This is a genomic window from Aporhodopirellula sallentina SM41 (genome assembly GCF_000346505.1).
In the GTDB taxonomy this organism is placed as follows: Bacteria; Planctomycetota; Planctomycetia; order Pirellulales; family Pirellulaceae; genus Rhodopirellula; species Rhodopirellula sallentina.
Genome location: NZ_ANOH01000273.1, coordinates 20,729 through 31,304 on the forward strand (window position 1 = coordinate 20,729; position 10,576 = coordinate 31,304).

Annotated in this window: 10 protein-coding genes and 1 riboswitch; of the genes, 4 read left to right on the forward strand and 6 right to left on the reverse strand. The window is 57.6% G+C overall.

The genetic code is table 11. The annotated features are described in order from the left end of the window. Positions 1 to 488: 488 nt before the first annotated feature. Together RSSM_RS18140 and RSSM_RS18145 are read right to left on the reverse strand one after the other, a co-directional pair. Entirely contained in the window at positions 489 to 1,427 is a 939-nt protein-coding gene (locus tag RSSM_RS18140) for a hypothetical protein (protein ID WP_390174060.1), read from the reverse strand. A gap of 143 nt (positions 1,428 to 1,570) precedes the next feature. Beyond that, on the reverse strand, positions 1,571 to 2,695 hold the full coding sequence (locus tag RSSM_RS18145) for a 3-oxoacyl-ACP synthase III (RefSeq protein ID WP_044302946.1): 1,125 nt from the start codon (positions 2,693 to 2,695) through the stop codon (positions 1,571 to 1,573). Between the two features lie 482 nt (positions 2,696 to 3,177). Between RSSM_RS18145 and RSSM_RS18150 the strand changes: the two genes are divergently transcribed. Further along, entirely contained in the window at positions 3,178 to 3,918 is a 741-nt protein-coding gene (locus RSSM_RS18150; RefSeq protein ID WP_008681910.1) for a hypothetical protein, read from the forward strand. Positions 3,919 to 4,118: 200 nt separating this feature from the next. Here RSSM_RS18150 and ndk read toward each other — a convergent pair whose 3' ends face one another. From ndk to RSSM_RS18165, 3 genes are all read right to left on the reverse strand, one after another. Next, entirely contained in the window at positions 4,119 to 4,577 is a 459-nt protein-coding gene (gene ndk, locus RSSM_RS18155) for a nucleoside-diphosphate kinase (protein ID WP_008681913.1), read from the reverse strand. Positions 4,578 to 4,687: 110 nt separating this feature from the next. Continuing rightward, entirely contained in the window at positions 4,688 to 5,089 is a 402-nt protein-coding gene (locus tag RSSM_RS18160; RefSeq protein WP_044302952.1) for a hypothetical protein, read from the reverse strand. Positions 5,090 to 5,319: 230 nt separating this feature from the next. After that, the gene (locus tag RSSM_RS18165; protein ID WP_008681916.1) at positions 5,320 to 5,760 is read right to left on the reverse strand and encodes an acyl-CoA thioesterase; all 441 of its coding nucleotides are present in this window, start codon (positions 5,758 to 5,760) and stop codon (positions 5,320 to 5,322) included. 323 nt (positions 5,761 to 6,083) lie between these two features. Between RSSM_RS18165 and msrA the strand changes: the two genes are divergently transcribed. Together msrA and RSSM_RS18175 are read left to right on the forward strand one after the other, a co-directional pair. Next, a complete protein-coding gene (gene msrA / locus RSSM_RS18170; RefSeq protein ID WP_081613833.1) occupies positions 6,084 to 6,740 on the forward strand; it encodes a peptide-methionine (S)-S-oxide reductase MsrA in 657 nt (218 codons plus the stop codon). 89 nt (positions 6,741 to 6,829) lie between these two features. Next, on the forward strand, positions 6,830 to 8,266 hold the full coding sequence (locus RSSM_RS18175; protein WP_008681918.1) for a sigma-54-dependent transcriptional regulator: 1,437 nt from the start codon (positions 6,830 to 6,832) through the stop codon (positions 8,264 to 8,266). An 852-nt stretch (positions 8,267 to 9,118) separates the two neighbouring features. On the opposite strand, the gene RSSM_RS18180 is transcribed toward RSSM_RS18175, so the two are convergent. Continuing rightward, on the reverse strand, positions 9,119 to 9,463 hold the full coding sequence (locus RSSM_RS18180) for a hypothetical protein (RefSeq protein ID WP_008681919.1): 345 nt from the start codon (positions 9,461 to 9,463) through the stop codon (positions 9,119 to 9,121). Positions 9,464 to 9,905: 442 nt separating this feature from the next. Beyond that, a riboswitch (cyclic di-GMP riboswitch) is annotated at positions 9,906 to 10,022 on the forward strand. A gap of 230 nt (positions 10,023 to 10,252) precedes the next feature. Here RSSM_RS18180 and RSSM_RS18185 point away from each other — a divergent pair. Next, positions 10,253 to 10,426 (forward strand): Flp family type IVb pilin, encoded by a 174-nt coding sequence (locus RSSM_RS18185; RefSeq protein ID WP_008681921.1) that lies wholly within the window; start codon positions 10,253 to 10,255, stop codon positions 10,424 to 10,426. Positions 10,427 to 10,576: the final 150 nt, after the last annotated feature.

The following is a 10,576-nucleotide window of genomic DNA, read 5'->3' on the forward strand; positions in this document are numbered from 1 at the left end:
TGTAGCCGATGTCGACAGACTTCGGTGGCCTGAATTCTGGTGATTCAGTTGCAAGAGCCGGATAGGGCGGATTTCAAAATGCTCTTGTTGTTTCTGTTCGTTCTCTTTCCAAGTGTTGGATCTTGTTAGAGCTGTTGATTGCCAACAAGTTTCTTTACACCGAAGGCGTTTTAGTGATTAGCCGGCAGTCGAGCGAAGCGGCCACCGCCGGAATTGGGAGCAAAGCTTGGTTCCGGCCTCGAAGGTGGTCGTAGATTCATTAAGGCGGTGGTGCTGCGACCTGGGGCTGATGGCTTAAGATCACTGCGGGATAAAACCGGCTTGTGGGGAATAGGTAGCTTGTTGAGGATCCTGTTGCGCGAGGATTTTTAGCAAGATCCACTACCGTCTGCCTGATAAGGCAGGCTGCGTTGGGGTTGCTGCCGTGGGTGTAGTTGCGCCCGCCCCGCGGCTAGCGTGGATCGGTTGATAGGGGGGCTGGTTGGCGTTTAGTTTCGTGTCAGGTCCCAGGCGTCGAGCCATGTTGTTTGGGTTGGCTCCATTTCGAACTCGTTGATCAGTCGGTCGGCCATGTCGGGGAGGTGGCCGGCGCCGTAGAAGACCGCGGCGGTTTGCGTTTCTCCGTCGAGTTCTTCTTTGAGAATTTCAAACGCCTTGCGGTTGCGGCCTTTGATCAGGGTGTTTTCGCCGTTGGAGTCGTCGAGGCCGGCGGAAACCATTTCGATGTCGATCAATTGTCCGGCCATGGCGCGTTTGAGCATCTTGGACCGGTCTTTGCTGAACAAGGCCAATAGCAGGCCGGCTTCCGAGTTGGCGGATTGGGAGGCGAGTCCAGCTCCCATCATCCGTGCGACCATTTTCCAGACGCTGTCGCCTCGACGTGCGAGGTCTTCGGCGAACTCATCCGGGCTCATGTCGGCGTGACGAAAATTCTCCGCCATATAGTCGATCTTCTCGAGTTGGTATTCGAGGTTGAGCATGTCTTTCATGCCGGTTTGCATTGACGCCAAAAGCGAGCGGCGTTTTTGAAGGTCTTCCGGTCGGATGCGGGTGCCGTCGGGGGCGACGAGTTCGTAGAGGACTTTGTCGTACCCGGCGAGTTGGGTCTTGAGGGCTTCGTAGTATTCGGCTTGTCCGATGTGGACGACTCCGACGAGGTCGACAATCTTCCCGGCGTACTTGGTGCCGGGCTTGCCGACGTAGCGAACCGTTGCGGTTTGCATTGCGAGCGGGTCGTTGTCTTCGTCACGCTGGATGCGGACGTAGAGTTTTTCTGTTTCGTCGGCCGGGTTGGCTTCCTCGGAAGCAGCTTTTTCAGCGGAAGATTTTTTCTCGGCTGGGTCTTCGGCGGTCGGCTGAGCGGGGTCGGCGACCTCTTGGGCCGAGGTGGGGCTGGCGAAGGCGAGTTGCCAAATCAGCAGCACCATCGCGCACAGGATCCACGTGATTGTCTTGAGTCGTTTGGCCACGTGAGCGCTCCAGGTTGAATGGTTCATCGGTGAGGTCTTTTGAGTTTTCGTGATTCGATGGATTGACGTGCGATGGTCGCGCGACCGGTGCGGCTCTGGTGTCACCTTAGCGCCGGTGCGGGCAGGCGGCAATCCTCGGTCGAGTCGAGCAGTCCTGACCAATCGCCGGCGACGGCGGTGCGTCCCCAAGTCGATGCGATCATGACGCTGTTAATGCCTGAGCCGATTCCGAGCAGCGCCGTGCGATCACCGGCGTTGAGTTCACCTCGGGCGATCGCCGCGGCGACCGACAGGGGCAGTGCCACCGAGCCGGTGTTGCCTAGTACGGGATAAGTGATCGAGTCGTTCTCGGTCGGAAGGCCCATCGCCTCGAGCATCGCGGCGCGGTGTCGCGTTCCGACTTGATGGCAGACGGTTCGGTCGAAAGAATCGCGTCGCCAGGTCGTTTCGGCGAGCAGGCGGTCGAGCGCCGAAACGCCCGTCGCGATCCCCTCGGCCATGAGGGTTTCCGAGTCGGTGTCCATCAGCGGTCGCATGTCGGCGCCGGCGGTGTCTTGGTTGCTGCGGCAGAGGTGATGGTATGAGGTGTTGGCTTCGGCGATCGCGAACTCGATCGGGGTGGCGTCAGGGCAAAGGTCGCGATGGCACACCAGCCACGCGCAACTGCCCGAGCCGATCGTCAGGGAAGCGAAGGCGGGTTTGACGGATTTGCGAGTGAGCGATTCGTCCTTGTTGAGGGATTCGATGGTGGCCTCGAGCAGCGGGCGGCTATTTTCGGTTCCGACCACGACGCCGGCTCGGATCATCCCGGCGGAAATCATTCCCGCGATTTGGACGGCCCCGTTGAGTACCCCGAGGCACGCGTTGGACACGTCGTAAACCCAGCAGTCGTTTCGCAGTCCCATCTCATGGTGCACTCGCGAGGCGGTCGCCGGTTCCAGGAAGTCGCGGCACACGCTCGCGTGGATCAGCGCGCCAACTTCGCCGCGGTCGATCGAGGCGGCGTCGATGGCGGCGAGTCCGCTGCGGATGCTCGGTCCGCTCGGCATCGTTCCTGGTTCCCAGACCCGGCGTTGGTCGATGCCGCTCATCAAGCTGAGTCGACCTTCGGGAAGTCGCAGTCGCGAGTAGAGCGGTTCGAGTTTCTGTTCGATCGTTTCGCTCGACCACATTTCTTCTGGGATCGTCACTCCGATCCCGGCCAACACCACATCGTCAAAACGCATCAATCGCACTCACGTCGTCTGGTTCAGAAAAAGTATTGGCCGATCCGGGCATCGGCCTTCATGACGTCTCAAAGCATTTGCCGAGCCCAAGTCGCCGATGGGGATTGAGCCTGGTCGCCGATGGGAGCGTCCGCCCGGACGGTCAGCCATTGGTTTCAGCATACCGGTATTCGCTGTTGGCTCGAAGGTCGGCGGCCCGAAAGCCAGCCTGAAAAAACTTGTTTAATTTCGCTTGTCCCGTCCGAGTGGACACTTGGCGGATGGTCGTTTTGGGGCTGCTTAAAAAGCAAGCAATCGGGCGAGCCCCCTCGCGTTGGCGGGCTGCGTAAAAAAGTGGCGGCGCGGGCCGGCGGCCCTAAGTGCTTTTGCTAGCAATGGTTGCGAAGTCGTGTTTGGTGCCTGCCTCAAGATGCAACTAATCACGCGAGCCGGCGAAGTCGTTCAGGACACCGGCCAACACCGCAACGCATCTCGGATTAGAAATGAAATCGAAGGCCGGAACAGGCAAGTCGACCGCCAAGCAAAGCACTCGTCTTCGAGGTGGCAAAGACGCCAGCGAAGAGACCACTCGCATGTCCTCTCAGGAAGACGCGGGGTCGCGGAAGTCACGCGCCGCGACCAAACAAACCGAAGAATCGGATGAGGCTCCGGTGTACGCGAGTGATGTGGTGTCGACGCGGTCGGCGGACAAAAGGAAGGGCGGCAAGGCGATGCCTGTCGTGCTCGAGGCTCCGCCGCGCGACGAGTTGGACTTGTCGCCGATCGCCGAAGACCTGCCGCTCGAAGACCGGCCCGCTCAGGTGCTGAAGTCGGCTGAAGAGGCGTTCTCTAAGACCGGCAGTTGGGTCGTCTTCTATCGCACGATGCTGGCGCCCGGCGGGGTGGTGGACCAGCTATACGAGGATGCTGAGTCGCGGCGATATTTCGAAACGACGCCGGAGTTCTCAGAGTTGCTCGAGATGCTCACGGCGATGCGGAGCCAGGACGAGTCTCGCGCCGGAGCGCACGAGCCGACTCGGGTAATCACGATTCGAATCCCACGCAGTCTTCACGAAGCCACGATCCGCGAGGCGGAGGAGTTGGAGTTGAGTGTGAACGCGTACTGCGTGACGAAGTTGTTGCAGCCTGCCAACGCAAGGTTCACTCCTCTCGAAACAGGCAAACGAAGAGGCCGCCGCCCCGGCCCACAGATCACGATGGAAAAAGTGAAAGTGAAGAAGTAACGCAGGGCGTAGCTGGGCTCGCCTAGAGTTCAGTGGGGGCACGCGGGGTTGACGCAGATTTGCTTGATTGACGTCGTCCGAAGTTTGGCGACTCCGGCTACGTTTGTGGCAGCGCCACCGGAAACGACGGGCGGTTGGCGCGTCCGTCGTTGTGAAAAGAAGTGTCGCGGCTACCGAAGGCTGCGCGACTGCGGGGCCGTTTATTCGTCGTCGGCTCGCATGAACGGGACGAGGTTCAGCGTGTAGTCGCAGAACTCTTCCGGTTTGAAGTAGAGAGCGAGTTCACGCTTGGCGGACTCTTCCGAATCGCTCGCGTGGACGAGGTTCATTTGTCGGCTGCTGCTGAAGTCGCCTCGCAAGGTTCCCGGGGCTGCCTTGAGTCCGTTGGTTGCGCCGAGCATTTCTCGAACAACGCCGATGGCGTCGAGTCCCTCGAGGGCGATCGCGACAACAGGTGCCGAGGTGATGAAGTCTTCGAGCGACTTATAGAACGGTTTCTCGACGTGTTCGGCGTAGTGTTGCTGAGAAAGTTCGGGGGTGACTTGCAACATTTTCAGGCCAACGATTTGAAGCCCTTTGGCCTCGAAACGTGAAATCACTTCGCCGATCAGGCGACGTTGGACACAGTCAGGTTTGAGCAAGATGAGGGAGCGTTGCATGGATCTCGTACTTTGATCGTTGTCAGGGAATGGTTGGGAAAGGGCAAACTCAATCGGTTCGTTTCGAAAACCTCAGTCGGTTTGTTTCGAAAACTCAGCGGGGAAAATACTCAAGAGTTGGCTTCTTTTGAAGTCCGGGCATCGAGCCACCACAGCAAAGCACCACCGAGGAAAGTCGAAGTGCTCTCGCCGTACGTCCACCACGCCGGCATTCCCGCCATGGAATCGGCGACCCACTGCATCACGCCAAAGGACATTGTGCCGATCGCGGTCCAGCGGACGAGCGGGCGGTATCGATCGAGGTCCCCGGCGATGATCATCAACAGAACGCCGACATAGCCATAGAGCAGCGACAGGTTCCGCGCGAGATAAAACGTCAGCGGCGAATCGGGGAACGGTTCGATACCGAGTTCGCCGGCGATCACAATCATCCAGCGACCGGGCATGATGGCGGCGGCAAAGGCGAGCAGCGCCGCGACGCCAACCGTTCGCAGGAAAATACGGATCCACATGAGATCCGTCGAATGAGAGTTTTCGCGTCGTGTCATTCGTCACCTCAATGGTCACCAAAAGCGTTTCTGCGTTCGACAAGGAAGTCCAGCGTTCCCACCGGACTGTTGCAGCCGATAAATCCGGGTTGAGGCCGTAGCGAAAGCCGAAAGGCTTTCGGTGATTCACGAGCCCTCCCGAAACTCTTTGCGAGTCCCGCTACCCCAGAATCAATCCGTGTTCCTACAGGAGTTCAACTTTCCCACGGGAGCTTTGGAGGTTTCGGGCACAGGACCAGTGCGTCTTTCGCCTCTTGCGGAACTTCCAACGCGCGGTGGGCTCGCAGATCGACGAACACCCATCGGGTGGCACCGCGGCATAGAACGGTTTGATCGGCGGGGCGGCAGATCAGGAATCGACGTGTGCACGCGTACCGTCGTACTTCGCTGACCCAGGTGCGGACGACGATTTCCTCGCCACCGAAGGCTGCGGCGCGGTAGGTGATTTCATGGTCTCGCACGACCCAACCGAAGCCATCTTCGAGTGCCGGGGCGGCTTTCCATCCCGATGTGGCGTTGTGATCACGGGCTGCCCACAACGTCCACTGCAGGTATCTGAGGTTGTGGACGTGGGCTTGAGCGTCTACTTCATCATCCGAAACGGTATGATGGAGGTCGAAGTACTCGCTTCCCATGCTGGTATCGTGTGGGTGTCGGGGTGGTTGTGGGAGGGAAAATTGCCGTTTTCAATCGCGGCGAACCGATCCAACGACGATCGGCAGGCGTACGATAACGAATGCGCCTTCGGTTGTCGGCCCTGTGGCGGCGGTGTTGGACGCGGTCGCTTTCTCCAGCCGCTGCTGAGAAGCGAGCTATCCCCTGTTTGTTTTACTTTTGCCCGATAGACCGGAGTTGCCTGATGTCGCCTTCCACGCGGTTTCGTCGTTCCACATCCAATCGATCCGGATACCCGGTTAGCGTTGCGATTTCAGCCACATCGGACAACGCACAATCCCGCATGGGCAATTGGTTTGTGATGTTGATTGCGTTGACGACCCTGTTCGTGATCTTCGGATGCGTTCGGGCCGAGACGCCGGTCGACTCCACCGGGGCCGCCGCGGATGAGAGTTCGGAAGAGTCGGTCGCAATTCTCGCCGGGGGATGTTTCTGGTGCACCGAAGCGGTGTTTGAACGGATGGAAGGGGTCACCGACGTTGTTTCAGGATACATCGGCGGAAAAAATGCGAATCCAACTTATCGTCAGGTGTGCACCGGTATGACCGGCCATGCCGAGGCGGTTCAGGTTTTCTATGACCCGTCGAAAACGTCATTCGCCGAGATCCTCAAGGTGTTCTTTAAGACACACGATCCGACGACTCTCAATCGTCAGGGCGTCGACACCGGAACGCAGTATCGCAGCAGCGTGTTTTATCTCGATGAAGAGCAGAAACGGATCGCGGCGGACTACATCAAGGAGCTCGACACGCACGGTGACTTCCGCAATCCGATTGTGACGAAGCTCGAGAAAGCGACCGAGTTTTATCCCGCCGAGGAGTATCACCAAGATTACTTCCGCAGGAACCCCAACGCGGCCTACTGCCAACGCGTCGTTGTGGACAAGGTCCGCAAATTCAACCGTAATTTCGGCGACAAGATCAAGGAAGAGCTGAAGTAGCGGGCTGTCTGTTCACCTCGGACGGCTTCCGTTAAGTTTGCCACATTCTTTGGCAAAACCTTTCTTACGCAAGACGTTTGGGTAGTTTGATGAATCCGGAAACCGACGACTCGCCCGAGCTAGTCCATAGCGACTTTCGTGTGCTCGTCGTCGACAACGAGGCCGCGCACGCTCGCGCGATGACGGAAAGCCTCGAGAAGGTCGGCTATCGGTGCGAAGTCGCAATCAGTGGTCCGCAAGCGGCGGATCTGATTCAGCGTGAAACGTTTGACATCGTCATTACCGACATGGTGATGAACGACATCGACGGCATGAAAGTGCTCAACCTCGCTCGGCAACGTTTGCCAGACAGCGAAGTGGTGATGGTGACCGGGCACGCGACCGTTCCGATTGCCGTTGAGGCGATGCAAAAGGGCGCGTTCAGTTTCCTCGAAAAACCGATCACGCCGTCCGGTCTGCGGGCGATCGCGGAGAAGGCGGCCGAAAAAGTCGCCCTGCGTCGACAGAACACGGAGTTGATGCAGCGTCTCGACGAACGGTTCGGCTTCGAAGGGATCGTCTACACCAGCAAGAAGATGCAGACGGTGATTGATCGTCTGCGGCGCATCGCGGCGACCGATGCGACGGTGTTGATTACCGGCGAGAGCGGGACGGGGAAGGAGATGGTTGCGCAGGCGATTCATCAAAACAGCCCGAGACGCAACAAACGCATTGTGGCACTGAACACCCGCGCGGTTTCGGAGAACCTGGTCGAGAGCGAGTTGTTTGGTCACGTCAAAGGGTCGTTTACCGATGCGGTCTCTGATCGTGAGGGCGCGTTCGAATACGCCAACGGCGGATCGTTGTTTCTCGATGAAGTCGGCGACATGCCGATGAGCACGCAGATCAAATTGCTGCGTGTGCTCGAAGAGAATCAGATCACGCGAGTGGGCGGCAATAAGTCGATCAAAGTCAACGTGCGTTTGATCTCCGCGACGAACCGCCCGCTCGAAGAGATGATTGAAAACGGAACGTTCCGAAACGATCTGTACTTCCGGTTGAAGGTTGTCACGATCGAGTTACCGCCGCTGCGGGAGCGACGTGATGACGTGATCGCGTTGATGGATCACTTCCGAAAGATGTTCCTGCGACGACACGGGAAACCGACCGCCCACTTCGCACCGACGGTGACCAAGAAGTTCTATTCGTACGATTGGCCGGGTAACATTCGCCAGTTGCGGAACTTCGTCGAGACGATGGTCGTTCTCGATACCGATGGAACGCTCGGCGAAGACGACCTGCCTCCGGAACTGATTGACGAGGACGAAACGAACGAAGCCGAAACGGAAATGCCTGCCGGGTTGATTGAGGGGCCGTCGAACTTGATCGGCAAACCGCTAGCGACGATCGAGAAATGGGCGATCGAAGAAACCCTGAAACTAACGGGCAACAACCGAGAGCAAGCCGCCGAGATGCTGGGCATCGGTGCCCGCACGTTGTACCGCCGTTTGGACGCCTACAAGAAAGAAGAGGACGAGGCGAAGTAGGTCACGGTGGTCTGGTGGTGGTCTGTCTGAATGGATGCCGAGAAGAATGGGGACAGGAACCTATTGCGTGGGGTGTCGATTTTAATACCCACGATTTCCCCTGTCGTGATGCAACGATAGGTAACAGTCTCCGGCGCAAGTCCGAGGAACGCTTTAAGCAACGACCCAAAGGGGGGAATCGTTTGCCGAGCCCAGGCCAACGGCCTGGGGCCACTTTGCGAAAGACCGGGCAAGGTGGTGTGAGCCGAACGGCCGTAAGGCCTCGGGTGGGAACGGTCGAGCGGTGTTGAGGCCGCAACTGCCCAGCACCCGAGTGCTCACGCACTTCGGCTCACGGGACTTCGCCCTGGACTCACCGGTTTGTCGATTTATTCGTTTAACGGCAATACCGTTCAATGAAGCACCGGGTTGTGGCGTTTGTGTTTAACCGGTAGCTGTAGGCGACGCTTGACGGAACACAACCTACCCTTCGGGCACGGGTTAAACGAAAGTTGAACGGCATTGCGTTTAACGGGCAGCCGTAGGCGACCTGCTTGCCACTGCATGTCGCCTACGGCTACCGGTTAAACGAAAACAGGTTGACTCTTGATTAAATCGACAGCCCGTCACGTCCGGGGCTTTTGCCTGTCATCGCTTTGCGATTAATCAGCACCTTTCAACACCGCCTCAGGCAAACACTTCAAGAATAATTTTGACGTTCGCTGCAATGAATGACGTAGCCGATGTCGCCAGACTTCGGAGGCAGGTTTCCGGTGTCACGTGGGTGGGGCGCTGATTTCTGGTGAATCTAGCTACGGCGATGCTGATTCCGGCTACGGGATTGGCGATTCTATTTGCTGATCGGTTGTTCGTTTAGGAATCGATCGGATACTCGAGGAGACTGATCGGGGTTTCTGATTGGGCGATCTGCCAGAGCCGTCGGTAGGCGCGAGACACGCGTTCGGTTTGCTGCGAGACGAACGTCGCATCGAGGACGCGTTTGTCGAAGTCGGAATCGACCGTGACCGGATCGAACCGTTCGTCATCAATGTACTGTGACAAAACCGGATTGCATCGGAGATGTCTTTCGGGGGACAGGTGTAGTTTTTCGGCATCGAGTTGTCCGAGCACGTATCGCAAGTACAGATCGCTTTCGACAATCGATGTGACTTCGTCGCCACAGACTTCGCATAGATAGCCTTGATCGCATTTTGCCATGGGGAACGCTGGAAAGAAGGCGTTGGTTTGATGTTGGTATGAGAGTTCGTTTGGATCGCGGGTATTCTAACGTGCATTCACGGGAGCTTTCTTTCTTCACGTCTTTTATTTGTCCCCTTTCTTCCTTGTCCCCTTTCTGTGCGCAGGTTCTTTGCGCGGCAAACGTGTGGATGTGTTATTCGTTGGACGATCGGTTGGTGATTAGGCTGTTAGTCATCGGTAGAGGGGCATCCTCAGTACTCTCCTAACCCGCACAATCGTCAGAGGTGGGGATTTTCACTCATCATCGGGGTCTGACTGACCCATCTTTTTTGACTCGGCTAATTCCTGGCGTAGCTTTCTGTAGTGAGAGAGCGAGACCCTTGGGTGGGTCTTGCTGCTGGAGCGAACTCTTGACCGGTGTGTTGCTGGTAGTGGGAGTGAGTTCTGGTCAGCCGAAGTTCCCTGACAAAGGCAAACCGTCCGAGAGGGCGGGGCGCAAAACCACGGGTCCGTGAGTCGGTCTGGTAGCGATCCTTTTCGCTGTTGGGCTTGGCTTCAGGAAAGCCGAGTTGCCTGGCGCTGACGGTTGGTGGATTGGATCTCAAATGCATCTTCGGGTGTGTTCGAGCGAGACTCCGCCAGGCGTTGAACCGAGGCTTGTCAGACGATTAATTCGTACTTGATATGGCTGCTTTACGATCGAGCCGGCTCGCTGTGGGTCGTCTCAATTTATCGTCGCCGGGTTGTTCGCCTTCGAAGGTTTGTTTGCTTTCGAAGACACTGCCCACGAATCGTCTGGAGATAGACATGAAGAAATTTGCAGAAAACGTTGTTGCATTCCTGAAAGAAGAAGACGGACCAACTGCGGTTGAGTACGCCGTGATGTTGGCTTTGATCATCGTTACTTGCTTGATCGCTGTTCAAAGCGTTGGTACGAACGCATCGGCTAAGTTCCAAGAAACTGCCGACATCCTTGCCTAATCATTTTTGGCGGATTTGGGACCCTCGCGAAGCAGCCTTCTCATGCTTCGCGGGGGCTTCCTCTGCCAAAAACGATAGCGACGCTTCGCACCGAGGAAGCGAACGGAAGCTCAACCGGGGGTTGGTCTCCCGATCGCTTTCCTCGGTCGC

Excerpts from the sequence above, each read along its gene's own strand:
- RSSM_RS18140 (WP_390174060.1), bottom strand. The coding sequence starts at position 1,427 with ATGGTGCTGCTGATTTGGCAACTCGCCTTCGCCAGCCCCACCTCGGCC.
- RSSM_RS18145 (WP_044302946.1), bottom strand. The coding sequence starts at position 2,695 with ATGCGTTTTGACGATGTGGTGTTGGCCGGGATCGGAGTGACGATCCCA.
- RSSM_RS18150 (WP_008681910.1), top strand. The coding sequence starts at position 3,178 with ATGAAATCGAAGGCCGGAACAGGCAAGTCGACCGCCAAGCAAAGCACT.
- ndk (WP_008681913.1), bottom strand. The coding sequence starts at position 4,577 with ATGCAACGCTCCCTCATCTTGCTCAAACCTGACTGTGTCCAACGTCGC.
- RSSM_RS18160 (WP_044302952.1), bottom strand. The coding sequence starts at position 5,089 with ATGTGGATCCGTATTTTCCTGCGAACGGTTGGCGTCGCGGCGCTGCTC.
- RSSM_RS18165 (WP_008681916.1), bottom strand. The coding sequence starts at position 5,760 with ATGGGAAGCGAGTACTTCGACCTCCATCATACCGTTTCGGATGATGAA.
- msrA (WP_081613833.1), top strand. The coding sequence starts at position 6,084 with ATGGGCAATTGGTTTGTGATGTTGATTGCGTTGACGACCCTGTTCGTG.
- RSSM_RS18175 (WP_008681918.1), top strand. The coding sequence starts at position 6,830 with ATGAATCCGGAAACCGACGACTCGCCCGAGCTAGTCCATAGCGACTTT.
- RSSM_RS18180 (WP_008681919.1), bottom strand. The coding sequence starts at position 9,463 with ATGGCAAAATGCGATCAAGGCTATCTATGCGAAGTCTGTGGCGACGAA.
- RSSM_RS18185 (WP_008681921.1), top strand. The coding sequence starts at position 10,253 with ATGAAGAAATTTGCAGAAAACGTTGTTGCATTCCTGAAAGAAGAAGAC.